We start from the raw sequence: 24,153 nt of genomic DNA, 5'->3' as shown, positions 1-24,153 counted from the left end.
CCGCGGGGAACGAAGGGGCGTTCAAGGCGATTGATGATCAAAGGTGCACGGCACCGAAAACACACGAGGCGAGAGCCGGAAAGAATAATCATGACCATCATCCAGACCCGCGACGGAACGAACATCTACGTCAAGGAATGGGGCCCGAGCGAAGGCCGCCCCGTCGTCCTCATCCATGGCTGGCCCCTTTCGGCAGACAGCTGGGATCCGCAGATGATCGCCCTTGCCGACGCCGGCTATCGCACCATCGCCTATGACCGCCGCGGTTTCGGCCGCAGCGACCAGCCTTCCGACGGCAACGATTACGATACCTATTCCGACGACCTGGCCGATGTCCTGAAGGCAACCGGCGCGAGCGATGACGTAGCGCTTGTCGGCTTTTCCATGGGTGGCGGCGAGATCGCCCGTTACATGTCGCGCCATGGCGGAAAGGGCGTGTCCAGCGCCATCTTCGTCAGTTCGGTCGCGGGCTACATGCTCAAGACGCCGGACAATCCCGATGGCGTGCCGCAGGAAACCTTCGACGAGATGACGAAGGGCATGAAGGACGACTTCCGCAAGTTCTTCACCGGCTTCTTCAAGGATTTCTATGGCCGTACCGTCGACAGCGCCTCACCCGTCAGTGACGAGCAGCTGGACTGGGCATGGCAGACGACGATGCATGCCGGCCTTCGCAATATCCTGCAGGCTGCCGACGCCTTTGCGACCACGGATTTCAGGCCCGACCTCGATCATGTGAAGGTGCCCACGCTGGTAATTCACGGCACCGCGGACCAGACCGTCCCGATCGAGGCCACCGGCCATGTGGTTGCCGAAAAGGTGCCGGGCGCAAAGCTGATCGAGTACGAAGGCGAGCCCCATGCCGTTTTCGCGACCCAGCAGGACAGGCTGACACGCGATCTGCTGGATTTCCTCTCCGGCGCAGGGGCTGGCAAGGTCAGGGCCGAAAACCTTGAAGCAGCGTCATAATTCTAACAGAAGCGGGCCTCGGCCCGCTTTCTTTTGCCGGAAGCCTAGGAAATCTGCCGTTTTTTCTTGGTTGTTAACCATTTCTGGGCCATAGTCCGCGGCAAGAGGCGAACCGGATTCGCCAGAGCGAGCAACCGCACCGAATGCGGCAATGCCGTTCGCATTTTTTATAGAGATACTGATACACGGACGGCCTCCGTGTGGGGGTGATGGGCTTCATGCACATCACCCCTTTTCTCTGTCCGCTTCACGCAAACAATCCGTGCAGGAACCACTGCGGCAATCCGCCGCGCCCGTCCCCGGCCAGCCCCGCGCGATAGACCCAGTATCGGCGCCCTTCCCCGTCCTCGATCCGGTAATAGTCGCGAAGACGCGTGCCCCCTTTCTCGCGCCACCATTCCGGCGCGATGCGTTCCGGCCCCTCTGCCCTGGCGACTTCGTGCAATGTCCCGCGCCAGCGGAACCGGCGGGGCAGCCCGTCGGGCGTGGCATAGAGCACTTCGATCGTCTCGGCCCGATCCAGCAATTTCAGCGGGCGCTGGTGAAAGCGCATCTCCTCCTGCGAGGCAGGTAGCGGGTCCAGCGGGGCCTGCCAGCGTTGGGCGCGTTCAGGCAGGTGGCTGGCATGGGGCACGGGCCTGCGTACCGCATCGGCACCAAGCCGCGTGTTCAGCCGGTCGATGCAGGCTGCAAGACTGGTCCCCTGCTCGCCCTTCTCCTCGCCCAGGCGGCATTGCGCAAGATCAAGCGGTTCGGCCCAGGTCGCGGTAAGGCGCACCATCTCGAACCCGAAACCGGCCTCCAGGTCCTGCAGCTTTTCGGTGAAGAGGCGGCAGATATGCGCCGGATCACGGCTGGCGGCGGCAAGTTCGAGGCGGCGGCAGGCGACTTCGCCATCGACGCGCCAGCACGCAAGGTCGAGCCGGCGCGCGCCCTGCCCCCGTCCTTCGAGTTCGCGCACCATCGCAGCGGCCAGATCGCCCAGCACGATTTCCAGTAGCGACAAGTGCCGGATCGGCTCCATCAACCGGTGCTGCACCATGGCCGGATGTTCCGCGATGACAGGCAGCAACGGTTCGGGCACGCGGCCGACAAGCTGGTCATGCCGCAGCAGCGGATTGGCCGCAGGCGTGCGCCTGTTGCGAAACCGGCGGGACAGCGCATCGCGCCCGATGCCGGAGATGTCGCCGAGCCGCTTCAGCCCGAGGCGGCGCAGCACCAGCAGGACATCGGCATCAAGCCGCAGGGCCGCCATCGGCAAGGGTGCAAGCCGTTCGGCAATGTCGTCATCGGCGGCAAGGATCGCGCCGGGCGGGCCATGATGCGCCAGCGCCCAGGCAGCCCCCGCCGTCGGCGCAATGGCGACACGCGCGGTCAGCCCGCGACTGTTGAGCATAGTCTCGGCATCGGCCAGCAGGCGGCGCTCTCCACCGAAAAGATGGGCCGCGCCCGTCACATCGACGATCAGTCCGTCGGGCGGGTCCATCGCGCTCCACGGGCCCCAGCGCTGGGCCCAGACCGCCATCTTTTCCAGGAACGCGAGATCGCCCGCCGGATCGGCAGGATGGGTCACGACGCCGGGACAGACCGCGCGCGCGTCGGCCAGCATCGTTTCGGCTCGCACGCCAGCGGCGGCGGCAGCGGCGTTGACGGCGGCGATGCGCGGCCCGTGCGCGGTTTCGCGGATCAGCGCGACGGGTGCGGCGTCCTCGCCCTCTCCACCCGCCAGCAGGCGCCCGTCAGGTGCCGGACGCGCGCGCCGCCAGCGATCGATCGCCAGCCGGGCCAGCCAGATCGCCAGCACCCGGCGCGGCGGCGACGCGGGCGGCTTCAAGGCGACTTCGCCCATCGGCCTCTTCCTCCCTGCTGATCCACCATGGCCCCGGCCGGACCCCGCGCGCGCGGAACAGGTCCGCCTTCCAGCGCGGGGCGCCGGGGGCCTGCGGGTTCCACCGCGACCGGCCCGACGGCGCGGCCACTGCGTCCCATCGCATCCGCGCCGCGCCCAGATCGCGCCGTGCATCGAGCCTTACGAGCCAGAGCGGCACGCCATGCCTTTCGGCGGCCAGCACCAGTCGGCGCGAGGCGGTGAAGTCCAGTTCCCTGGGATTGCCGGCGATCTCTCCGATCACGAAGGCGAGGTCACGGCACCGGATGCCTTCTTCCAGCGCGAAGAGCAGGTCGGCGGGGCTATCGGCACAGACATGGACCAGCCGGTGGCGCAGATCGCGCGGCAGTCCGGGCAGATAGGGCCTGCCGCCTGCCTTGCGCGCGGCCTTGTCCTGCACCCACAGGAAAGGGCGTTCATCGCTGCATTGAGCAGGAACGTCGCGCGCCGGGCCGATACGCGGCGCGCCTTCGGCCAGTGCGATGGCCAGCGCAGCGCCTGTGCCTTCGTGCGCATGGGCAAAGATGTCGCCCGCCCCGCGAAAGGGGGAAGCCGGGCTCCAGTCATCGGCAGCAGGTTTCGCAGACGCGCCTGCACCATCCCCCAGCCAGCGGGCGGGAGCGAGGCGGGCGGCCGGAAACAGTCCTTCCGGCAAGCCCTGGGCCGTATCGGCCCGAAGCGCATCGGAAGGTCCGTCACCGCCGCGGGAAAGAGCGGCCGAATCGGTCATGGCGAATCCCGTGTGGAACGATCTTTGTTCTTATTATGTTCCCAATGCGCAGTCCATGCCCACGCTTCGTCGCGCCGGGGAAAGATGTCGGCCCGCCTCTCGGAACGCAGGTCCGTCCCATCCGTTGGTGAGGCAAAAGAGAAAGGATTCGCAATGAAATATGACAAGCACCCCGATCCCGAAAAAATGAAGCACGAGTTCTGGGAAGAACTTTCCGATTCGCCCTTCGTCATGCTCCAGCTCGACGCCGATCCCGACAGCGCCGCCCCGATGACCGCGCAGCTCGACAAGGATGCGAACAGCACGATCTGGTTCTTCACCTATCGCGACAACCGCTTTGCCAAGATGGGCCCGGCAACCGCCACGTTCGCATCGAAGGGACACGAAGTCTTCGCCCGCTTCCACGGCGTACTGACCGAGGAGACGAGCAGGGAACGCCTCGACAAGCAGTGGGACAACACGGTCGAAGCTTGGTTTCCCGAAGGCAAGAACGACCCGCGCCTTCTGCTGATGCGGATGGACCTTGGCGACGCCTCGATTTGGTCCGGCGATATGAGCCTGCTTTCCGTCGGCAAGATGCTGCTTGGCATGGACGTCACCGACGATGTGAAGGGCGGACAGGTCGAAACCGCGCTCTGACCCCCAAACCCCATAACCAAAAAGGCCGCCCCTCACCGGGCGGCCTTTTCTTTGGCGGATGCTCTTGCTGATGCCAGCCTAGGCGGTCAGCCCCACGAATAGGATAGCGGCCAGCACGATCGGGCAGGCCCAGCGCACGAGAAAGCGCCAGAACACATGCAATGCGCCGTCCAGGCCATTTTCGGAATCGACCAGCCGGGCATCGGCGACCCAGCCGACAAGGATGCAGACCAGGATCGCGCCGATCGGCATGAACAGCTTCGACGTCACGCCGTCCAGCACGTCGAACATGCCCTGCCCTTCGAACAGCGGGATAAAGCCCAGCACATGGAAATCGGCCATCGCATTGAACGATAGCGCCGCCAGCGTGCCAAGTGCGCCCGCTGCCGAAATCACGCCCAGCGCACAGGTTCGGCGCGAAGCCTTGAACTTCTCCATCGCCCATGAGGTCGGCACTTCCAGCAGTGCGACCGAGCTGGTCAGCGCCGCGACGGTTACCATCAGGAAAAACAGCAGGCCCACGATCGTCCCGCCGGGGATCGCCTGAAATGCGACCGGGATCGTCTGGAACATCAGCCCCGGCCCGCCATCGACAGCCAGCCCTGCGGCAAAGACGATCGGAAATATGCACACACCCGCGATCAGGGCCACCGAGGTATCGGCCGCCGCGATAATCGTGGACGTACCGGCAAGGTTCACGTCACGCCCGACGTAGGAGCCGTAAGTCACCATCCCCGCAACACCCAGCGAGAGCGAGAAGAACGCCTGCCCCACCGCGGCCAGCATGACATCGCCGGTCAGCTTCTCCGGCTCGAACGTGAAGAGGAAGTCCATCGCCTGTCCAAACGCTCCGCCGAACGCGCCATAGACCGTGATCGCGACCAGCAGGACAAAGAAAACCGGCATCAGCCACACGGCCATGACCTCAATCCCGCCCGTAACCCCGCGCACGACGAAGAAGCCCGTGACGGCAAGGAACAGGAGGGTAAGTCCAACGGTAAGCCCCGGACTTGCCAGGAGGTCGGGGAAGAACGCGCGGATCGTATCGACCTCGACGCCATCGAATGCCCCGCCGGTAACGCCCGATGCCATGAGATCGGCGATGAACTGCCAGACGTAATAGAGCACCCAGCCCCCGACCACGCAGTAGAAGCTGACGATTAGGAACGCGGCAAGGACACCGATGCCCGCAACCGCTTCCCAATAGGGCGAGGCGCCGGATTCCACCGCCAGCTTGCGCGCGCTCAACGTCGCAGACGACTGGCCGTGGCGGCCAATCAGCGTTTCGGACAGGAGAACCGGCAAACCGATAAGCAGTACGCAGAAGATGTAGAACAGGACGAAGGCCCCGCCGCCGTTCGCACCCGCCTCTGCCGGGAAACGCCAGAGATTGCCCAGCCCGACCGCAGACCCGATCGCCGCCAGCACGAACCCGGTCTTCGACGACCATCCCTCGCGCCCCGTTGCTCCGCCTGCTGCAGCCATGCGTGTCTTCCCTGCCCTTGCTTTCATTTTGTCTCGGTCGAAACCGGTTTGGCGCGTTCTGCAACTAAATGAAGCCCGCGTCGAGGCGTGGTTTGCGACTTTGACCAGCTTCGCTAAAAGCATCGGCATGTCCACGACTTTCCAACTCGACACTTCGACCAGCCGGGCCAACCCGACTCCCGCCCCGATGAAGCGCCTGACGGTGCCGAAGATCATGCGCCGCAAGGTGGATGGCGTGACCGAAGAACCCCTCGTCATGCTGACCGCCTATACCGCGCGTCAGGCCCAGTTGCTCGACCCGCATTGCGACATGCTGCTGGTGGGGGATTCGCTGGGACAGGTGATTTACGGCCTGCCCTCGACCCTACCCGTCACGCTCGACATGATGGTCGCCCACGGGGCCGCGGTCGTTCGTGGGTCGTATCATTCGGTCGTCGTGGTCGACATGCCCTTCGGCAGCTACGAGGCATCGCCGCAGCAGGCTTTCGAAAGCGCAAGCCGAATCCTGGCCGAAACCGGCGCGGCGGCAGTGAAACTTGAAGGCGGCCAGGCCATGGCGGAAACAATCCGCTTCCTGTCACAGCGCGGTATTCCGGTCATGGCCCACGTGGGCCTGACCCCGCAGGCGGTGAACGCGTTGGGCGGTTACATGGCGCGCGGACGCAGCGATGCCGAAGAAGCCAAAATCGTGGCCGACGGCAAGGCCGTGGAAGAAGCAGGTGCTTTCGCCGTCGTGATCGAAGGTGTGGTCGAAGACATCGCCATTCGCCTGACCGAGCAAGTCTCCATCCCCACCATCGGCATCGGCGCATCGGAAAAGTGCGACGGGCAGGTCCTCGTCACCGAAGACATGCTGGGCATGTTCGAACGCGTCCCCCGTTTCGTGAAGAAATACAACGACATCGCCGCCGTCATCTCCGAAACGGCCGCGACTTACGCCAGGGAAGTCCGCGACCGGACTTTCCCGGGCGAAGCACAAGTCTATCCCGCCAAGAAGGATTGAACTAATCCGCCCCCGGATCGTTCGCCCTCACAAACCCGCGCCTCTGTCCTGACTGGATCCCCCTACCTTGAAGACGCTCCTTGCCCATTACAAAGGCTCGTTCATTTTCACGTTCATCTGCCTTGCCCTCGCCGTCTGGCTGGGCATTTCGCAAGGTGACGGGATCACAGGCGTATTCAACGTCCTGTGGATCGTGGTGGTCCTGTCGATCCTTGAGGTATCGCTCAGCTTCGACAACGCGGTCGTCAACGCGACCGTGCTCAAGGACATGCCGCCCAAATGGCAGCAGCGCTTCCTGACGTGGGGTATCGCCATTGCCGTCTTCGGCATGCGCATCGTGTTCCCGCTCGCCATCGTCGGCATCGCGGCCAATCTGAACCCGATCGAGGCGATCCACCTGTCCCTGAACGAGCCCAAGCGTTACGAGGAGATCGTGTCGTCGGCCCATACCGGAATTGCGGGTTTCGGCGGCGCGTTCCTGACCATGGTGGGGCTCAACTTCTTTTTCGACGGCGAAAAGGACATCCACTGGATTCGCAAGATCGAGGCGTTTCTCGCCAAGGTCTCGAACATCAAGGCGGCGGAAATCGCCATCCTCGTGCTTGGCCTTTACGGTATTTCGCTGCTGCTGCCCGACGAAGAGGCGCTGACCTTCGTGACCGCCGGCATGCTGGGCATCGTGACATACATCGCGGTCGAGGCCATCGGCACCCTGCTCGACATGGCCGACAACAAGGCAGCCGAAGGCGCGGCGCGGTCCGGTCTTGGCGGGTTCCTTTACCTCGAAGTGCTGGACGCCAGCTTCTCTTTCGACGGCGTGATCGGTGCCTTCGCGCTCACCAACAACATGCTGATTATCGCGCTTGGCCTGTCGATCGGTGCGATGTTCGTGCGTTCAATGACGATCCACCTCGTGCGCGCTGGCACGCTGGCGCAGTATCGCTATCTCGAACACGGCGCGTTCTGGGCGATCATCGTGCTGGGCGTGATCATGCTGCTGACCGCCAAGTTCCACATCCCCGAAGTCATCACCGGCCTCGTCGGCGCGACGCTGATCCTCATCTCGCTGTGGTGGTCGGTCCGTTATTCGAAAAAACACCCCGAAGAGGCGAACGCCACCATCGATTGAGGCAGGTCAGGCCGAAAGGTCGTACTGCTTCATCAGGTCGTAGAGCGTGGGCCGGCTGATGCCGAGCATCCGCGCGGTGGAACTGATGTTGCCGTCGCTGCGGGCAAGGGCATGGCGGATCACCTTGCGGTCTGCCTGCTCGCGCGCGGCCTTCAGGTTCAGCGCGTGGGCCAGCTCCTCGTCAGGCTCTGCCAGGTCGAGGTCTTCTGCGCTCACCAGCTTGCCATCGGCCATGATGACGGCGCGTTTGACCCGGTTCTCAAGCTCGCGAACATTACCCGGCCAGTGCCAGGTATCCACCGCCGCCAGCGCATCGGCGGAAAAGCCGGTGACTTTCGGGTTCATCTCCTTGGCGAAGCGATGCAGGAAATGCCGCGCCAGCAGCGGCGCATCGCCCGGCCTTTCGGCAAGCGTGGGGATGGCGACGACGATTTCTGCCAGGCGGTAATAGAGATCCTCGCGGAAAGTGCCTTCCGCGATCATCGCCTGAAGATCGCGGTGCGTGGCGCAAACGATGCGCGTGTCGACCGCGATCGACTTTCGCCCGCCGACACGTTCGAGGGTACGCTCCTGCAGGAAACGCAGCAGCTTCGCCTGGAGCGCAAGCGGGATGTCGCCCAGTTCGTCCAGGAACAGGGTGCCGCCCTGGGCCAGTTCGATCTTGCCTTCACGCGTCGTAGTCGCGCCGGTGAAGGACCCTTTTTCGTGCCCGAAAAGTTCGCTTTCCAGCAGGTGTTCGGGAATGGCGGCGCAGTTGATCGCAACGAACGCTCCGCCGCGGCGCGGACTGGAATCGTGCAATCCGCGCGCCAGCAGTTCCTTGCCCGTCCCGCTCGCCCCCTGAAGCAGGACGGAAACGTCGGCGGGCGCGACGCGTTCGATGGTGCGGGCGACGCGGACCATTTCGGGCGCGGAAGTCACCAATGTGCCAAGCACGCGTCGTTCCTCGCCCGTTTTCGCGGCGAGCGAGCGGTTCTCCTGTTCGATCTCGCGCAAGTGCAGCGCACGGCGCACGATCAGGGCCAGTTCGTCGATCTTCACCGGCTTGGCATAGAAATCGTAGGCCCCGCGCTCGATCGCCTGAAGCGCGCTTTCGTGCGCGCCGTGGCCGCTGGCGATGATGACCTTGGTGTCGGGCTTCAGTTCCATGATCGCGTCGAGCACGGCAAAGCCCTCGCTCGTCCCGTCAGGATCGGGCGGCAGGCCCAGGTCGAGTGTAACGACGTCGGGTTCCTCGGACCGAAGCGCGGCAAGCGCGGCATCGCGGTCTCCGACGCACGTGACGTCGAAATCGTCCCATGCCCATTTCAGCTGTGCCTGCAGGCCGGGATCGTCCTCGATCACCAGAAGCCTTGGCAGCGCCGTTTCGCTTTTCCCGCCCATCTTACGCAACCTTCCTGTCTTCGTCGGCCAGATCCGCCGCACGCGGCAACCAGATCACGAACCGCGAACCGGCCCCGACGCGCGATTCCACCTCGAGCCTGCCGCCCATCGCGCGCACCAGCTCGCGCGCTTCGTATGCCCCGATGCCGAAGCCGTTGTTCTTGGTTGAAACGAACGGCTTGAACAGTCCGGCGCGAAGGAATTCCGGCGTCATCCCGCTACCGCTGTCGACGATGGCGACACCTGCCATGCGGTCGGTGCCGGGGAAATGAATCTCGACCTTCTGGCCCGGTTCGCTCGCCTCTATCGCATTACGGACCAGGTGCTTGAGCACGGTCTCCAGCGCCTCCCGGTCGCCCAGCATCGTCGCGCCGCCGCCGTGGCCGATCTCCACAAGGCCGCTGGCCAGCTCCGACTTCAGCGCCGAATGTACCGCATCGAGCGGCGCGACCGGCACCGGTTTACCCACCCCGTTCGCGCCATAACTGGAAAGCCGCCCCAACAGGCTTTCGAGCCGCTCGGTGGCCTTGCGCAAGGTGACCAGCATGTCGGCACGAAAGGCCGGTTTCTCGATATGGCGTTCGGCATTCGACACCAGCAGGCCGAACTGACTGGCAAGGTTCTTGATGTCGTGCATCACGAAAGCCATGCGGCGATTGAATTCCTCGAACCGGGCCGATTCCAAAAGCGCTTTTTGCGCCTGGTTCTGGCTGAGATGGGCGGCAAGCTGTTGCCCGACGATACGCAGCAAGTCGTGGTCTTCCCAGTCCAGCGCGCGCGAATAGGCAGGGCGGGCAAGGACGATCACGCCCGTCGTCCGGCCATCGACCTGAAGCGGCACGAGCAGCCATGCCCGTTCCGTCGACAACAGCCATTCGGGCAAGTGATGACCGCCGAAAGGCTGGTGGCCGCCGCGCACCGCATCGAGTTCGATGGCCGCGCCGTCATGCCCGATGATGCGCGCCAGCGGCTCGGACAGGCCAGTGGCCGGAACGTCCAGCGTTGGCCAATGCCAGTGCGCGCTGAGTTCGAACGCCCCCTCGTCCCCGGGGGAGAGCAGGAAGCCGCCGGGGCTGTCCATGATATCGGCCAGGGCCTGGACCGCGCGTTGTTCGGCCGGGGCGGAATTGGCGCCGACCGTCGCCGAAAGCCGTAACCATTCCTCGCGGTAGTCATAGCGATGCCGGAACAGGTTGCGCACGATCATGTCGCGCAGCCAGGCACGCAAATTGCGCGAAGCGAGCAGCGCCCCGATTGCCACGGCGAAAACCACCGCGCCAAAACGTCCGACAATGCCGAGACCCGGATCATCACCGGTCACCGCGCCGTCGATCGTGAACAGCGCGAACAGATAGAGCGCGATGACGATGAGGGACAGTGACTGGAACGTCACCGTGCGCGATGGCGAAAATTCGCGTGCGCCCGACTGCCGCCCGTCGAGCCACAGGAAAAACGCAGCCACGGCCCACGCCGAGGCGCGCAGCAGTTCCATTGCCACCGGCAATTCGCCCCAAAGGTAGCTTGCTGCAAAGACGTTGAGTTCCGTGCCCCAGGCCACGACCAGCGCGCCTGCCATCCACTTGATGCGCGGCCGTTGCTGCGGTCCGGCACCGCCGTAAAGGTTGTGGACGAGAACCAGTATGCCGATCGCGAAGAGCAGGTGGAAAATCGCCGAAACCTTGGCCATCAACGAAAAAGCGACGGGATCGGAGAAGATGCCAGCCATCACGGCCAGCGGAACCTGAAGCAGTTCGGCCAGCGCGAGCGCAACCAGCAAGGGTTCGACGGGCCGCAGGCTTGCATGGCGTCCGTCGGCCGCGAAAAGAGCTCGAATCAGGGCAAGCCAGACGAGATTGCGCAGCGCTGTGACAAGCCAGATACCGGCCGGATCGATAATGCCCGGCGTGCTGGCCAGCATGTGTGCGGCCGCCGTGCCGAGCCCCGCGATCACCAGCGCGCGGGACGGCGCAGCCGCCTGTCCGCGCCAAAGCATATAGGCCGATGCAAGGCACGCGAGCGCGGCCAGCGCCTGGACGAGCGATACGACGAACGTCGCGCTCATCCCACTTTATCCGGGGGCGTGATCTCCTCACCCCTTGGGGAGCTGAAATCGCAGGGCTGAATGCGTGCCTGGAACATGGCCTGCAAACTTAAACACGCATGGTAAATGCGCCGTAAACGCAAAGACGCCGGAGCCCCTAAAGAGCCCCGGCGTTCATCGCATCCATTCGGCCAAAACGACCGATACGGGTTCAAGCTTAGTTGGAAATATTATCTGCCGCGGTATCCGCTGCGTTCCCGACGCTTTCGGCAGCGTCACCGACGCTGCTTGCCGCATCCGCTATGGCATTGTCGCGCGCGACTTCGGAATTGCTGCTCTTCATTAGGGCAAAGCCGCCAAGTACGACGGCCAGCAGAAGGATCACGACGATGAGCCAGCCAAATCCCCCGCGAGAGCGTACTGACGCATCGCGGACGATCTCGGTATGGGTATGGGTATTGCCCTCGGGCGTGCGGGTTTCGGTATAACGTTCTTCGACCATCGGAGGTCTCCCCTTCAAATCAACTTGAAGGGAAAACACCGAAGGTCAGTATGTTGTTCCGCAAGCGCGATCCTGCGGGGCAATTTCAGCCGCCGAGGAGGCCGTCCAGAGTGCGGCGAAATTCGCCGGAGCGGGCGCCTTCGGGCTTGGCGATAGTATCGAGCCACGCAGCGATGTCGCTGGTGCTTTCCTCTCCATTGCCCTGGGGAAGAATCGATGTCGGCGCAGTATCCATTGCAGTAAACCCCGGTTGATCCAGATTGCTAGAAAACCGCGCCCTGACATCAATGTCAATATCGGAAAATATGACAAAAAGCGCGGGATTCCGCCTGTGGCAATGCCGCAACAAGTGAAATGGTTCCCACATTGCTTTTACGTCCCGGATCGCACAGCAAACGCACGATGATTGCCGACAATCTTTTGCCCGATGATGCGCTTTTTGACTGCACCGATGCCGATCGCAGCGAGATTTCGGCGGTTCTGACGCGAATCAGTTCGTCAGGACGACTCGAAACGCTGTCATTCGTCAGCCTGGACTTGCCCGATGCCGGGGATCGAATTGCCGCACGCATCTTACAAGGACGCACTGTCCTGGCTCTCGCCACCATTGCCCGCAAGACACAGCGCAAGCGCGCTCTTGACCAAGGGGTGCACGAATTCCTGACAACCGGCCCTGTCGACCCCGACCAGCTTTCGGCAAGGCTCGATCTTCTGGGCGGATGCCCTGCCCTGCCGCCGGACCTGTCGTTCGATATGGATAGTGGCCGACTGTCGCTTGGCGGCGAAGTCCATCGCCTTAACGAGCGGGAAGCCGCCCTTGTCGAGGCCCTGTTCGAAAAGCAGGGCGGGTTCGCGACACACGAAGAGTTACTGGAGAAGGCATGGGGTTCGCGCACGACGGACCGGCAGAACCTGCGCGTTGCCATCAACCGGCTTCGCAAGCGGATCGAACCAGAGCCTGATCTTCCCCGCTATTTCCTGTCCGAACCGGCCATCGGCTATCGCCTGGGCCGTCCGGCCAGCCATCGTCACATGTAGAAGAACACCAGCATCAACGACAAAGTGGTCGCCATCAGGATCACGAGCGGAACGCCCGTGCGCAGATAGTCGCTGAACCGGTACTGCCCTTCTTCCATGATGAGCATGTTCGTCTGATAGGCGATAGGGGTCGCGTAACACAGGTTGCAGCCAAACAGGACGGCAAGGACCAGCGGCTCGACCGGAAGGCCCAGCTTTTCGGCAATGCTGAACGCGATTGGCGTGCCCACCGTCGCTGCCGCCGCGTTGGAGGCAAAGTTCGTCAGCAGCGTCACGAAAAGCATGACGGCCGCGACGATCATCGCCGGTGGCAGGAACTGGAGCCCGGCGGAAAGCAATGCGCCCAGCCATGCCGCGGCCCCGGTTTCCAGGATAAGACGACCGATCGCGATGCTGGCCGCGACCAGCACGATGACATTGGCGGAAAGCGCCCTGCCCACGCGGTCGAACTTCACACAGCCGGTCGCGAACATCAGGATCGCACCGACGAGCGCAGCGATGGCGATAGGCCACAAGCCCATGCTGGCGGTGGCGACCGAACCGAACATGATTGCCGCGGACAGAACCGCCTTGGACCGGCGCGGAACCTCGACGATGCCTTCGAGGACGAGGAGCCGGTCGCTCTCGGCAAATTCCTCGATCTCTGCCAGCGGGCCCATGACAAGCAGCACGTCGCCCGGTTTCAGCTGGAGTTCGGAATATTCATGGCGGCCACGATCCGGCCCGCGATTGAGCTGGTGAATACCAAGAACCGCGACGCCGAACTGCCCGGCAACACCCGATGACGGGATTGTCAGGTCGACAAGGCGCGATTCGGCGGTAACCGCCATTTCGACAACGACGACGTCACTGGCCTGCGTACGCGCGGCAGCGTTGATGCGTTCCACCACCCAGGCCGGGGCAACGCGTGCCTTCAGGATGCGGACCGCGTCTTCCAGCGCCTTGTGGGTGCCGGAAACGGGGAGGCGTGAATTGGCGGTGATCTGCCGGTCCAGCGATCCTTCGAACGCGAAGCCCTCGGGCAGATTTTCCAGCAAATCGCGCGGGGTCTGTCCGACCAGTTCGCTGTCGTCATCGACACGAAGCGTTGCCGAAAAGGTCCGCCGCGCCCGCGAGAAAGCCTGTCCGTTGTCCGGAAGTAGCCGCGGCATGACGAGCCAGAGATAGGGAATCGCCACCAGCGCCGCGACCGCGACGATGGGCGTGTAATCGAACACCCGCATCGGCGCCATGCCAAGGTCCGCCGCGATCGAGACGACCAGCAGGTTCGTCGACGTGCCGATGGTGGTCGCCATGCCGCCGATCAGGACCGCTGCGTTCAACGGAATCAGCGTCTTCGATGCCGCCATGGCCCCGCGTTCGGCAAGGCCGACAAAGACCGGCAGCAACAGGACCAGCACCGGCGTATCGTTGACCATCATCGACAGGATCATCGCCAGAAGCAGCGATACGAGCATCCCGAGATGCTTGTTGAGCTTCCAGACCGTAGCCAGAAGGCGTGTCGCAGGTTCCAGCGCGCCGGTGACGACAAGGCCGCGGCCCATGACCATCAAGGCGCAGATCGTAATCAGCGCGGGGTGCCCGAAGCCCGAAAAGGCAAGCGTCAGGCCCTGTGTCGCGCTCTCACCTTCCAACGGGAAGAAGAACAGGCCCAGCGCAATCAGGACGATCGTGACGAGGCTGACGATCTCCGTCGCGATTCGGCCGCGGGCGAATGCTATGAACATCGCGAGGGTCAGGACCATCGCGCCCAGTGCATGATAGGGGGGAATGCCGGGCATATAACCCATGGTTACCAGCCCTTAGCAGCGCGCGCTACAGCCAAGGAGAGAAGCGCGCGTTTCATTATTTCAATCGCAATCCCGGTAATGGTGCCCCTGGCCCGACTCGAACGGGCACGTCCTAAGACAAACGATTTTGAGTCGTTCGCGTCTACCATTCCGCCACAGGGGCCTGCCGCGCTTGCACGCGGGACGTCGCTCCTAACCGCAGCGCCCGCCTGCTTCAAGCAGGTTTCAGCGCGCCGACGAGCAACTTGTGAAGCCGGGAGTGCAATACATCGTTACCCGCAAGGATCGTGCTGTCGCAGATCGGCAGCGAACGGCCGCGCCAATCCGACACGAAACCGCCGGCTTCACGCACGAGCAAGCAGCCCGCCGCCGAATCCCAAGGCTTCAAGCCCGCTTCCCAGAAACCTTCGTACCGGCCCGCGGCAACCCAGGCGAGATCGAGCGAGGCAGCGCCATAACGGCGGATACCGGCCACACGCGGCGCGATTTCGCCCGCGATCTTCGCCCATTCGCCGAAGTTGCCGTAGCCGCCGAAGGGCACGCCGGTCGCGATCAGCGATTCGGAAAGTTCACGCCGGGCGGACACGCGAAGGCGCGCATCGTGCAGCCATGCACCGCGGCTCTTTTCGGCCCAGAACGTCTCGTCCGTAACCGGCTGATAGACCACGGCATGCGTGACTTCGCCCCAGCCCGATCCGTCGAGCTTGGGTTCCTGCACCGCGATCGAAATCGCGAAGTGCGGCAGCCCGTGGAGAAAGTTCGATGTGCCGTCGAGCGGATCGATCACGAAGCGGGGCTTGCCCTCTTCACCTTCGATTTCGCCCGATTCCTCGAGCAGGAAACCCCAGCCCGGCCGTGCGACCTTCAGTTCGTCCCACAAGGTACGCTCTGCTGCGCGGTCCGCCTTCGACACGAAGTCGGCAGGGCCCTTGCGGCTGACCTGGAGGTGTTCGACTTCGCCGAAGTCGCGGCGCAGGCGCTGTCCGGCCTTGCGGGCGGCGCGCTCCATCACGCGGATAAGTCCGGTAATTGCCATCGTCTGTTTTCCTTACGAGGCCTTGCCCACGTAAGTACGTTCGTACACGTCGACGACAATGCGCGTGCCGCTTTCGATATGCGGCGGCACCATGACGCGCACACCGTTTTCGAGCACTGCGGGCTTGTAGCTGGAAGAAGCGGTCTGCCCCTTAACCACGGCGTCGGCCTCGACGATGGTGGCCTCGACCTGTTCGGGAAGCTGGACCGAAATCGGCTTTTCTTCCCACAGTTCGAGCAGGACCTGCATGCCGTCTTCAAGGAAAGCGACCGCATCGCCCAGAAGGTCGGCAGGCAGCATGATCTGTTCGTAAGTTTCGGTATCCATGAAGACGAGCATGTCGTCTTCGGCATAGAGATACTGGAAGTCCTTCGTATCCAGGCGCACACGCTCGATCGTGTCGGCGCTGCGGAAGCGCACGTTCGTCTTGCGGCCGTCCTGCAGGTTCTTCATTTCGACCTGCATATAGGCACCGCCCTTCCCGGGCTGCGTGTGCTGGATCTTGGCAACCTTCCAGATGCCACCTTCGTATTCGAGAATGTTGCCGGGGCGAATGTCGACGCCGCTGATCTTCATGGTGCTTCAGCCTGTGAAAGAACGTGGATTCCTGTCGGAAAGCGCCGCCCTTAGCGACAAGGACGCCGCGCGGCAAGCGAGCGGTGGTTTCAAAAACCGACCCCGCCGTTATCGAGCAGGCGTTGCGGGGGCGATAGGCTTTCCCTATCGTCCTTCCTGAAACCACAGGAGGCCGGTTCAGCAATATGGATGACAATGGCGATCTGAAAGATCTCATCCGCACGATCCCCGATCATCCCAAACCCGGAATCATGTTCCGCGACATCTCGACGCTGATGCTCGAAGGCGGGGCCTTTCACGAAACGATCGACCGGCTGGCCGACCTGATCGAAGGCGAGGAACCCGACCTTGTCGCAGGGATCGAGGCGCGCGGCTTCGTCTTTGCCTCCGCGCTTGCCTATCGCCTGCGCTGCGGCGTGCTGATGATGCGCAAATCGGGCAAGCTACCCGGTTCGCGCGTGTCCATCGAATATGCGCTCGAATATGGCACCGACATGTTGGAAATGCATGACGATGCCTGCGGCCCCGGCGCGAAAGTCGTATTGGTGGACGACCTGCTGGCCACCGGCGGCACTGCTCTTGCAGCGGTCGAGCTGCTGCGCGGCCGCGGAGCGCATGTCGACAAGGCGCTGTTCGTCATCGACCTGCCCGAACTGGGCGGTGCGGCGAAACTGCGCCAGGCCGACATCTCGCCGCTATCGCTCGTCGAATTCGAGGGCGAATAAATCTTTCGAAGGCCTGCGTGCCTTTACCGCGTTGCAGCAAGCGAAATCCGGAAAAAAGCACGCGTTCAGGCGTTGTTCGGGGATACTGTGCTTGCGAGACGCAATAAAATTTCATACCCGTGAAGGATGCAAATGAAACTACTTCGAAATGTCATCCTGGCGGCGTGCATGGGTCTCGGCCTCGCTTCGTGCGGAGATCGTGAACGCGCCACCGATGTTGCCGCACGCGAAGGCATTCTGATGATGGGCAATGGTTCAGAGCCGAAAGGCCTCGACCCCCATCTCGTGACTGGCGTGCCGGAGAACAAGATCATCTCGGCCCTGCTCGAAGGGCTGATCTCCTATCATCCGACCGACGACCTGAAACCCGAACCGGGCATGGCGGAATCGTGGGAAAGCAACGACGACTACACCGTCTGGACGTTCCACCTTCGCGATGCCAAGTGGTCCAACGGCGACCCTGTTCGCGCGGGCGACTTCGCCTATAGCTGGCAGCGCATTCTGACCCCGGCGCTGGGCGCGGAATATGCCCCGATGCTCTACGTCATCAAGGGCGCGCAGGCGTTCCACAATGGCGAGACGAAGGATTTCTCCACCGTCGGCGTCAAGGTCATCGACGACAAGACGCTCCAGGTCACGCTCGAAGGGCCGACCCCGTACTTCCTCAATATGTTGAAGCATTACAGCTTCTTCCCCGTGAACCCACGCGTGGTCGAGGAAAATGGCGGGATGGCAGACCGCGCAAGCCGCTGGTCCACGTTCGAGAATTACGTCGGAAACGGCCCCTTCGTGCTGAAGGAATGGGTGACCAACCAGGTCATCCGGGTCGAACCCAATCCCACGTACTGGGACGCGGGCACGGTCAAGCTCAAGGGGATCGAGTTCTATCCGGTCGAGAATGCCGCCACCGAAGAGACGATGTTCCGCGGCGGCCGCCTGCACATGACGAACACGGTGCAGCCCGACAAGATTCCGATTTTCAAGGAAAAGATGCCGAACGAGCTCAAGATCGAGCCTTATCTCGGCACCTACTTCTACCGCGTGAACGTCACGCGCCCGCCGTTCGACAATCCGAAAGTTCGTGAAGCGCTGGCCGTGTCGTTCGACAAGCAGCTCCTCGTCGACAAGGTGACGAAAGGCGGACAGGCACCTGCCACGGGTTATGTGCCCGCGGGCATTCCGGGCTACGAAACGTCGGACAAGGTGAAGTACGATCCCGAACTTGGTCGCAAGCTTCTGGCAGAGGCCGGATATCCGGGCGGCAAGGGCTTTCCCAAGGCGGAAATCCTGATCAACACGTCCGAAGCGCACCGCAAGATCGCCGAAGCGATGCAGGCCATGTGGAAGCAGAACCTTGGCATCGACGTCGGCATCTATAACCAGGAATGGAAGGTCTATCTCGATAGCCAGTCCAACCTCGATTACGACATCTCGCGGTCTGCCTGGATCGGTGACTATGTGCACCCGTCGACCTTCATCGACATGTTCACCACCGGCAACGGCAACAACGACACCGGCTGGTCCAATCCCCAGTACGACCGTCTGGTCGCACAGGCACAGGTTGCGCAGAGCGAGGAAGAACGCCTCGGCCTGCTTCGCGAAGCGGAGAACTTGCTGCTGACCGATCTGCCGATCGTGCCGGTCTACTGGTACACGCGCGTCTATCTGAAGGATCCGCGCGTACAGGGCTGGTATCCGAAATTGCTGGACAACCACCCCTACAAGTACGTTTCTATCAACGCCGAGTGACACGAAACTGGCGGGCGGCCCCATCGGGTCGCCCGCCTTCCAGAAGCGAGCGTAACCGCCAATGGCAAAATTCATCACACTCCGCTTCCTGCAGGGCATTCTCGTCCTGTTGGGAATCTATGCGGTGACATTCTTCCTCGTGGCGGCGACGCCGGGCAGCCCGTTCAGTTCCGAACGCGCGATCCAGCCCGAAATCCTCGCCCAGATCGAGGCGTTCTACGGCTATGACAAGCCGACTTCGGAACGTTTCATCGCCTCGCTCGGCAATATCCTGCACGGCGATTTCGGGCCCAGCGCGGTCTATGCCAACCGCTCGGTTACCGACATCATCGCGGAAAGCTTCCCGGTCTCGCTAAAACTCGGTTCGATCTCGCTCGCCATCGCGCTCCTGCTGGGCATTCCGGCGGGCATCATCGCGGCGGTGAAGAAAAACACCTGGCTCGACTATGTCCCGATGTCGACGGCCATGGCCGGCATCTGCCTGCCGACGTTCGTCATGGGTCCGCTGCTCGCACTGGTCTTCGGCCTGATCTTCGCGGTCCTGCCGGTCGCTGGCTGGTTCGGGCCCGAATTCGTGGTCCTGCCCTCAGCGACGCTTGGCCTCTATTATGCCGCATACTTCGCCCGCCTGACGCGTGGCGGCATGCTAGAAATGCTGAACCAGGACTGGGTCCGCACCGCGCGTGCCAAGGGCGTGCCCGAACGCACCATCGTGTGGAAGCACTGCCTCAAGGGCGGCCTCATCCCCGCGATCACGTTCCTCGGCCCTGCGCTTGCCGGTATCATTTCCGGTTCCTTCGTCGTCGAAACGATCTTCCAGGTTCCGGGGCTTGGCCAGTGGTTTGTGAAGGGCGCACTCAACCGCGACGACTTCCTGATCCTGGGCCTTACCGTTCTTTTCGCATCGCTGATCGTTCTGATGAACCTTCTGGTCGACATCGCACAGGTCGCCCTCAACCCACGGCTGAAGTATGACTGATCATTCCGAAACTGCCGTTCTCGGCAACGAAGCCGCGCCGCTGCCAAAGCACAGCGCATCGGAGATCGCCGACGAGGAACTGGTCGAAGGGTCTTCCCTCTGGAAGGACGCCTGGTCGCGCCTGAAGAAGAACAAGCTTGCCGTGGCAAGCCTCGTGATCTTCCTCGTAATCTGCGTGTTCTGCGTCGTCGGCCCGTTCCTCGTGCCCTACGACAGTCAGCAACAGGACCTGTTCCTGGGCGCCACCGGCCCGTCCGCCGAACACTGGTTCGGTACCGATACGCTGGGCCGTGACCTGCTGGTCCGCACCATGGAAGGCGGGCGCATCTCGCTCATGGTGGGCCTCGTCGCAACGGTCGTCTCGCTGCTCATCGGCGTGATCTACGGCGCGACCGCGGGTTATCTGGGCGGCAAGGTCGATGCGGCGATGATGCGTTTCGTCGACCTGCTCTATGCTCTGCCCTTCACCATCTTCGTCATCCTGCTGATGGTCGCATTCGGTCGCTCGATGTGGCTGATGTTCGTGGCGATCGGCTGCGTCGAATGGCTTTCGATGGCGCGTATCGTCCGTTCCGGCGTGCTTGGCCTGAAAAAACAGGAATTCGTCGAGGCGGCGGTTTCGCTGGGCTACAGCCACAAGCGCATCATCCTGCGCCACCTGATCCCCAACGTGCTCGGCCCCGTCATCGTCATCGCGACGCTGACTGTTCCGGCCGTCATGCTGCTGGAGGCGTTCCTGTCGTTCCTCGGCCTTGGCGTTCAGCCGCCGAATGCATCGTGGGGCGTTCTCATCAACGAAGGTCAGCAGAACATGGAAATCTTCCCGTGGCTGCTGATGTTCCCCGCCTTTTTGTTTGCCCTCACCCTGTTCTGCCTGAACTTCCTGGGTGATGGCCTGCGCGACGCGCTCGACCCCAAGAGCGCGAAGGACTGATCGATCATGGCTCTACTCGAAGTCAAAGACCTCAGGACATCGTTCTACACCCGCGACGGCGTCGTCCGCGCGGTGGACGGTGTCTCCTTCTCGCTCGACAAGGGCGAAACGCTGGGCATCGTCGGCGAATCCGGTTCCGGCAAGTCGGTAACCTGCTATTCTCTGATGCGGCTGATCCCGGAACCTCCGGGCCGGATCGACGGCGGCACGGCCATGTTCGACGGCCGCGACCTGCTGACGATGAGCAAGAAGGAATTGAGCAAGATCCGCGGCAATCGGATCAGCATGATTTTTCAGGACCCGATGACCTCGCTCAATCCGTTCCTGAGGATTTCGACCCAGCTGATCGAATCGCTGCGCCTTCACTACGACGTCGACAAGAAAACGGCGATCAACAAGGCGATCGCCGCCTTGGAAGAAGTCGGCATTCCCGAAGCGGCTAAACGCGTGCACAACTACCCGCACGAGTTTTCGGGCGGCATGCGTCAGCGCGTGATGATCGCGATGGCCCTGATCACCGAACCCGATCTGCTGATCGCGGACGAGCCGACCACCGCGCTCGACGTGACGGTGCAGGCGCAGATCATGGACATCATCAAGAAGCGTCAGGAAGACCTCGGCACCGCGGTCATCCTGATCACTCACGATCTCGGCGTCGTTGCCGGCACCTGCGACAAAGTCAACGTGATGTACGGCGGCCGCATGATGGAAAGCGGCACGGCCGAACAGGTCTTCTACGAGGCCAAGCACCCCTATACGCGGTCCCTGCAGAAGACGATCCCGTCGCTGCAGACCAAGGGTGAAGAGCTTTATACCATTCCCGGACTGCCGCCAGACGTGTCGAAGCCGATCCACGGCTGCGCCTTCTATCCGCGCTGTCCCTATCCCAAGACCGGCAAGCCCGAAGGCGATCGTCCTGAACTGGTCGAGATGGCCGATGGGCACTGTTATGCCGACTGCGGCTTCTGTGACAGTTCCGCCCCGATCGAAACGGTGCTGGCCAAGACCGACAGCCCGGATGAAGCGATAGAGACGGGAGCGGCCGAATGAGCGAGCATGTGGAACCAGCCGTGCCGGTCGATCCGCAGAACGATTTCCTCGTCCTCGACGACGTCCACACCCATTTCGACATGGGCAAGACGCTGCTGACGCGTGAAAGCAAGGGCGTGGTCAAGGCGGTCGACGGCGTCACGCTGACCGTACGGGAAGGCGAAATTCTGGGCCTGGTCGGCGAATCCGGTTGCGGCAAGTCGACCCTTTCGCGCACCGTGATGCAGCTGATCCGCCCGACTTCGGGCCGCATCTTCCTTGAAGGCAAGGAACTGTCAGCGCTTTCGGACACCGAAATCCGCAAGGAACGCATCAACTTCCAGATGATCTTCCAGGACCCCTATGCGTCGCTGAACCCGCGCATGACGGTCCTCGACACCCTGTCGGAGGCGATCCGAACGCGGCACCCGAACGTAAAGGGCGATGCCCTGCGCGCGCGGGTAGCCGAACTTTTGCGCACGGTTGGCCTGAACCCCAACCAGATGAAGCGCTATCCGCACGAATTCTCGGGCGGCCAGCGTCAGCGTGTCGCCATCGCCCGCGCTCTTGCGCCCGAGCCCAAGCTGATCATCGCGGACGAGCCTGTCTCCGCTCTAGACGTGTCGATCCAGTCGCAGATCCTGAACCTGTTGAAGCGTCTGACGCGCGAGATGGGGCTGACGATGATTTTCATCAGCCACGATCTTTCGGTGGTTCGCTACATCGCCGACCGGATCGCCGTGATGTATCTGGGCCGCATCCTCGAACTGGGTGAGGCAAGCGACGTCGTCGATCATCCTCTGCACATCTATACCCGCGCATTGATGAGCGCCATTCCGCGTCCCGATCCGACATCGGAAAAAACGCGCAGCCGCATCGTGCTTCAAGGCGATCCGCCTTCGCCCATGAACCCGCCAGAAGGCTGCAACTTCTGGCCGCGTAGCCCGATCGAGCATGACGAGCGCATGAAGCACGAGGAACCGATCCTCACTGAAATCAGGCCCAACCATTTCGCCACCAACTGCCCGTTCTGCGTGCAGGCCGCGGCAGAGACCGAACCGGCCTGACGAAACGACATTTCGGACATGGAAAAAGGCGGCGCCCCGTGATGGGTCGCCGCCTTTTTCGTGTCATCTCGTCGACGCCGGAACCGGCTGCTTATGCGGGCCGAAACCCCGATCAGATACTTTGCAGCGCCGCGTCGAGGTCCGCGATCAGGTCATCGACATTCTCGATCCCGATCGAAACGCGTACCACGTCCGGCCCCGCACCTGCGGCGATCAGGTCCTCGCCTTCCAGCTGGCTGTGCGTCGTCGATGCCGGATGGATGATGAGCGAGCGCGTATCGCCGATGTTCGCCAGATGGCTGAACAGCTTCACGCTGGAAACCAGCTTCACCCCTGCTTCGAACCCGCCTTTCACGCCGAAGGTGAAAACCGCACCGCCCTTGCCGCCCAGATATTTGTCGGCCAGCTTTTTGTAGGGGCTGTCGTCCAGCCCGGCGTAGGACACCCATTCGATACGGTCGTGCCCGTCCAGCCACTGCGCGACTTTCAGCGCGTTCTCGCAATGCCGCTCCATCCGCAGGGCCAGCGTTTCCATGCCGGTCAGCGCGAGCCACGCGTTCTGCGGTGCCAGCGCCGGGCCAAGGTCGCGAAGCCCAAGGACGCGGCAGGCGATGATGAAGGCAATCGGCCCCACGGGTTCAAGCGCATCGACCAGAACCGCGCCGTGATACGATCCGTTCGGCTGCGTCAGGCTGGCAAACTTGTCGCCATGCGCTTTCCAGTCGAACTTGCCGGAATCGACGATTACCCCGCCCACCGCATTGCCGTGGCCGTTCAGGAATTTCGTCGTCGAATGAGTGACGATGTCGGCCCCGTGTTCGAACGGGCGGCACAACATTGGGGTCGCCATCGTGTTGTCGACGATAAGCGGCACGCCGCCGGCGTGCGCAACATCGGCGATGGCCGCGATATCCGTGACCACACCGCCGGGATTGGCAAGGCTTTCCACGAAAATGCAGCGCGTCTTTTCATCGATCGCCGCGCGCACGTTTTCCGGATCGTCGGCATCGACGAAGCGCGTTTCCCAACCGAACTTGCGGAACGATTCGCCCATCTGGTTGAGCGAGCCGCCATAAAGCTTGCGAGCCGCCACGATATTGCAGCCCGGCTCCATCAACGTGTGGAACGCGATCAGCTGCGCCGCATGACCGCTGGCCACACCCAAAGCCCCGACGCCCCCTTCGAGCGCCGCGATCTTTTTTTCCAGCACGTCGTTCGTTGGATTCATGATCCGCGAATAGATGTTGCCGAACTGCTTGAGCGAGAACAGGTCCGCGGCGTGTTCCGCGCTGTCGAAAACGTAGCCCGCGGTCTGGTAGATCGGCGTGATCCGCGCATTGGTGGCCGGATCGGGTTCGCAACCCGCGTGCACGGCCAGTGTACCCAGTTTCAATTCAGCCATGATAAAGACCCTCCCCCTGTTCCTGCCGGATGATGGGGGGCCGGTATCACGGTTGGGCA

Annotated in this window: 22 protein-coding genes and 1 tRNA gene; 11 read left to right on the top strand and 12 right to left on the bottom strand. The window is 62.8% G+C overall.

Annotation, left to right across the window (positions count from 1 at the left end):
• Positions 1-90: 90 nt before the first annotated feature.
• Positions 91-969, top strand: a complete 879-nt coding sequence (locus FAX90_RS00855) for an alpha/beta fold hydrolase (protein ID WP_144094659.1) — start codon at positions 91-93, stop codon at positions 967-969.
• 247 nt (positions 970-1,216) lie between these two features.
• On the opposite strand, the gene FAX90_RS00850 is transcribed toward FAX90_RS00855, so the two are convergent.
• Together FAX90_RS00850 and FAX90_RS16680 are read right to left on the bottom strand one after the other, a co-directional pair.
• A complete protein-coding gene (locus FAX90_RS00850) occupies positions 1,217-2,818 on the bottom strand; it encodes a DUF6504 family protein (protein ID WP_144094657.1) in 1,602 nt (533 codons plus the stop codon).
• Complete coding sequence (locus FAX90_RS16680; protein WP_205700599.1) at positions 2,709-3,587, bottom strand: hypothetical protein; 879 nt, start codon at positions 3,585-3,587, stop codon at positions 2,709-2,711. The genes FAX90_RS00850 and FAX90_RS16680 overlap by 110 nt, the downstream gene beginning before the upstream one ends.
• Before the next feature lie 153 nt (positions 3,588-3,740).
• Between FAX90_RS16680 and FAX90_RS00840 the strand changes: the two genes are divergently transcribed.
• Positions 3,741-4,226, top strand: a complete 486-nt coding sequence (locus tag FAX90_RS00840; protein ID WP_144094655.1) for a pyridoxamine 5'-phosphate oxidase family protein — start codon at positions 3,741-3,743, stop codon at positions 4,224-4,226.
• A 78-nt stretch (positions 4,227-4,304) separates the two neighbouring features.
• Here the strand turns inward: FAX90_RS00840 and FAX90_RS00835 are convergent, their stop codons facing one another.
• Positions 4,305-5,711: a sodium-dependent transporter gene (locus FAX90_RS00835; protein ID WP_144094653.1), complete on the bottom strand. Its 1,407-nt coding sequence runs from the start codon at positions 5,709-5,711 to the stop codon at positions 4,305-4,307.
• Positions 5,712-5,838: 127 nt separating this feature from the next.
• Here FAX90_RS00835 and panB point away from each other — a divergent pair, with 127 nt between their 5' ends.
• Both panB and FAX90_RS00825 read left to right on the top strand, forming a co-directional pair.
• Positions 5,839-6,714 (top strand): 3-methyl-2-oxobutanoate hydroxymethyltransferase, encoded by an 876-nt coding sequence (panB, locus tag FAX90_RS00830; RefSeq protein WP_144094651.1) that lies wholly within the window; start codon positions 5,839-5,841, stop codon positions 6,712-6,714.
• A 67-nt stretch (positions 6,715-6,781) separates the two neighbouring features.
• Entirely contained in the window at positions 6,782-7,843 is a 1,062-nt protein-coding gene (locus tag FAX90_RS00825; protein WP_144094649.1) for a DUF475 domain-containing protein, read from the top strand.
• A 6-nt stretch (positions 7,844-7,849) separates the two neighbouring features.
• Here the strand turns inward: FAX90_RS00825 and prsR are convergent, their stop codons facing one another.
• The 4 genes from prsR to FAX90_RS16470 form a co-directional block, all read right to left on the bottom strand.
• Positions 7,850-9,226, bottom strand: coding sequence for a PEP-CTERM-box response regulator transcription factor (prsR, locus tag FAX90_RS00820; protein ID WP_144094647.1), 1,377 nt, complete (start codon positions 9,224-9,226; stop codon positions 7,850-7,852).
• A gap of 1 nt (position 9,227) precedes the next feature.
• The gene (gene prsK / locus FAX90_RS00815) at positions 9,228-11,288 is read right to left on the bottom strand and encodes an XrtA/PEP-CTERM system histidine kinase PrsK (protein WP_144094645.1); all 2,061 of its coding nucleotides are present in this window, start codon (positions 11,286-11,288) and stop codon (positions 9,228-9,230) included.
• A gap of 196 nt (positions 11,289-11,484) precedes the next feature.
• A complete protein-coding gene (locus FAX90_RS00810; RefSeq protein WP_144094643.1) occupies positions 11,485-11,769 on the bottom strand; it encodes a hypothetical protein in 285 nt (94 codons plus the stop codon).
• Between the two features lie 85 nt (positions 11,770-11,854).
• On the bottom strand, positions 11,855-12,004 hold the full coding sequence (locus tag FAX90_RS16470) for a hypothetical protein (protein WP_170234811.1): 150 nt from the start codon (positions 12,002-12,004) through the stop codon (positions 11,855-11,857).
• Between the two features lie 167 nt (positions 12,005-12,171).
• Between FAX90_RS16470 and FAX90_RS00805 the strand changes: the two genes are divergently transcribed.
• A complete protein-coding gene (locus tag FAX90_RS00805) occupies positions 12,172-12,807 on the top strand; it encodes a winged helix-turn-helix domain-containing protein (protein ID WP_170234810.1) in 636 nt (211 codons plus the stop codon).
• Here FAX90_RS00805 and FAX90_RS00800 read toward each other — a convergent pair.
• From FAX90_RS00800 to efp, 4 genes are all read right to left on the bottom strand, one after another.
• Complete coding sequence (locus FAX90_RS00800; protein WP_338080214.1) at positions 12,798-14,597, bottom strand: SLC13 family permease; 1,800 nt, start codon at positions 14,595-14,597, stop codon at positions 12,798-12,800. The genes FAX90_RS00805 and FAX90_RS00800 overlap by 10 nt on opposite strands.
• A gap of 79 nt (positions 14,598-14,676) precedes the next feature.
• Positions 14,677-14,760 (bottom strand) — tRNA-Leu (locus FAX90_RS00795).
• Between the two features lie 51 nt (positions 14,761-14,811).
• The gene (locus FAX90_RS00790) at positions 14,812-15,633 is read right to left on the bottom strand and encodes an inositol monophosphatase family protein (RefSeq protein WP_144094639.1); all 822 of its coding nucleotides are present in this window, start codon (positions 15,631-15,633) and stop codon (positions 14,812-14,814) included.
• A 12-nt stretch (positions 15,634-15,645) separates the two neighbouring features.
• Entirely contained in the window at positions 15,646-16,209 is a 564-nt protein-coding gene (gene efp, locus FAX90_RS00785; protein ID WP_144094637.1) for an elongation factor P, read from the bottom strand.
• Positions 16,210-16,394: 185 nt separating this feature from the next.
• On the opposite strand from efp, the gene FAX90_RS00780 reads away from it, so the two are divergent.
• The 6 genes from FAX90_RS00780 to FAX90_RS00755 all read left to right on the top strand — a co-directional run bounded on the left by FAX90_RS00780 (position 16,395) and on the right by FAX90_RS00755 (position 22,692).
• A complete protein-coding gene (locus FAX90_RS00780) occupies positions 16,395-16,934 on the top strand; it encodes an adenine phosphoribosyltransferase (protein WP_144094635.1) in 540 nt (179 codons plus the stop codon).
• 132 nt (positions 16,935-17,066) lie between these two features.
• Positions 17,067-18,683 carry a peptide ABC transporter substrate-binding protein gene (locus FAX90_RS00775; RefSeq protein WP_205700598.1) on the top strand — a complete coding sequence of 539 codons (1,617 nt, stop codon included), beginning with the start codon at positions 17,067-17,069 and terminating at the stop codon, positions 18,681-18,683.
• Positions 18,684-18,744: 61 nt separating this feature from the next.
• Entirely contained in the window at positions 18,745-19,662 is a 918-nt protein-coding gene (locus tag FAX90_RS00770) for an ABC transporter permease (protein WP_144094633.1), read from the top strand.
• Positions 19,655-20,596 (top strand): ABC transporter permease, encoded by a 942-nt coding sequence (locus FAX90_RS00765; RefSeq protein WP_144094631.1) that lies wholly within the window; start codon positions 19,655-19,657, stop codon positions 20,594-20,596. Before FAX90_RS00770 ends, FAX90_RS00765 begins: the two co-directional genes overlap by 8 nt.
• A 6-nt stretch (positions 20,597-20,602) precedes the next feature.
• Complete coding sequence (locus tag FAX90_RS00760; protein ID WP_144094629.1) at positions 20,603-21,646, top strand: ABC transporter ATP-binding protein; 1,044 nt, start codon at positions 20,603-20,605, stop codon at positions 21,644-21,646.
• Entirely contained in the window at positions 21,643-22,692 is a 1,050-nt protein-coding gene (locus FAX90_RS00755) for an ABC transporter ATP-binding protein (RefSeq protein WP_144094627.1), read from the top strand. The genes FAX90_RS00760 and FAX90_RS00755 overlap by 4 nt, the downstream gene beginning before the upstream one ends.
• Positions 22,693-22,804: 112 nt before the next feature.
• Here the strand turns inward: FAX90_RS00755 and FAX90_RS00750 are convergent, their stop codons facing one another.
• On the bottom strand, positions 22,805-24,094 hold the full coding sequence (locus FAX90_RS00750) for an O-acetylhomoserine aminocarboxypropyltransferase (protein ID WP_144094625.1): 1,290 nt from the start codon (positions 24,092-24,094) through the stop codon (positions 22,805-22,807).
• Between the last annotated feature and the right edge of the window lie 59 nt (positions 24,095-24,153).

The sequence above is a fragment of the Croceicoccus sediminis genome, from assembly GCF_007570835.1.
Lineage (GTDB): Bacteria > Pseudomonadota > Alphaproteobacteria > Sphingomonadales > Sphingomonadaceae > Croceicoccus > Croceicoccus sediminis.
This window is presented reverse-complemented; position numbering and strand designations above follow the sequence as displayed.

Excerpts from the sequence above, each read along its gene's own strand:
- FAX90_RS00750 (WP_144094625.1), bottom strand. The coding sequence starts at position 24,094 with ATGGCTGAATTGAAACTGGGTACACTGGCCGTGCACGCGGGTTGCGAA.
- FAX90_RS00780 (WP_144094635.1), top strand. The coding sequence starts at position 16,395 with ATGGATGACAATGGCGATCTGAAAGATCTCATCCGCACGATCCCCGAT.
- efp (WP_144094637.1), bottom strand. The coding sequence starts at position 16,209 with ATGAAGATCAGCGGCGTCGACATTCGCCCCGGCAACATTCTCGAATAC.
- FAX90_RS00840 (WP_144094655.1), top strand. The coding sequence starts at position 3,741 with ATGAAATATGACAAGCACCCCGATCCCGAAAAAATGAAGCACGAGTTC.
- FAX90_RS00765 (WP_144094631.1), top strand. The coding sequence starts at position 19,655 with ATGACTGATCATTCCGAAACTGCCGTTCTCGGCAACGAAGCCGCGCCG.
- prsK (WP_144094645.1), bottom strand. The coding sequence starts at position 11,288 with ATGAGCGCGACGTTCGTCGTATCGCTCGTCCAGGCGCTGGCCGCGCTC.
- FAX90_RS00770 (WP_144094633.1), top strand. The coding sequence starts at position 18,745 with ATGGCAAAATTCATCACACTCCGCTTCCTGCAGGGCATTCTCGTCCTG.
- FAX90_RS00775 (WP_205700598.1), top strand. The coding sequence starts at position 17,067 with ATGAAACTACTTCGAAATGTCATCCTGGCGGCGTGCATGGGTCTCGGC.
- FAX90_RS00850 (WP_144094657.1), bottom strand. The coding sequence starts at position 2,818 with ATGGGCGAAGTCGCCTTGAAGCCGCCCGCGTCGCCGCCGCGCCGGGTG.
- prsR (WP_144094647.1), bottom strand. The coding sequence starts at position 9,226 with ATGGGCGGGAAAAGCGAAACGGCGCTGCCAAGGCTTCTGGTGATCGAG.
- FAX90_RS00760 (WP_144094629.1), top strand. The coding sequence starts at position 20,603 with ATGGCTCTACTCGAAGTCAAAGACCTCAGGACATCGTTCTACACCCGC.
- FAX90_RS16680 (WP_205700599.1), bottom strand. The coding sequence starts at position 3,587 with ATGACCGATTCGGCCGCTCTTTCCCGCGGCGGTGACGGACCTTCCGAT.
- FAX90_RS00755 (WP_144094627.1), top strand. The coding sequence starts at position 21,643 with ATGAGCGAGCATGTGGAACCAGCCGTGCCGGTCGATCCGCAGAACGAT.
- FAX90_RS00835 (WP_144094653.1), bottom strand. The coding sequence starts at position 5,711 with ATGGCTGCAGCAGGCGGAGCAACGGGGCGCGAGGGATGGTCGTCGAAG.
- FAX90_RS00790 (WP_144094639.1), bottom strand. The coding sequence starts at position 15,633 with ATGGCAATTACCGGACTTATCCGCGTGATGGAGCGCGCCGCCCGCAAG.
- FAX90_RS00855 (WP_144094659.1), top strand. The coding sequence starts at position 91 with ATGACCATCATCCAGACCCGCGACGGAACGAACATCTACGTCAAGGAA.
- FAX90_RS00805 (WP_170234810.1), top strand. The coding sequence starts at position 12,172 with ATGATTGCCGACAATCTTTTGCCCGATGATGCGCTTTTTGACTGCACC.
- panB (WP_144094651.1), top strand. The coding sequence starts at position 5,839 with ATGTCCACGACTTTCCAACTCGACACTTCGACCAGCCGGGCCAACCCG.
- FAX90_RS00810 (WP_144094643.1), bottom strand. The coding sequence starts at position 11,769 with ATGGTCGAAGAACGTTATACCGAAACCCGCACGCCCGAGGGCAATACC.
- FAX90_RS16470 (WP_170234811.1), bottom strand. The coding sequence starts at position 12,004 with ATGGATACTGCGCCGACATCGATTCTTCCCCAGGGCAATGGAGAGGAA.
- FAX90_RS00800 (WP_338080214.1), bottom strand. The coding sequence starts at position 14,597 with ATGGGTTATATGCCCGGCATTCCCCCCTATCATGCACTGGGCGCGATG.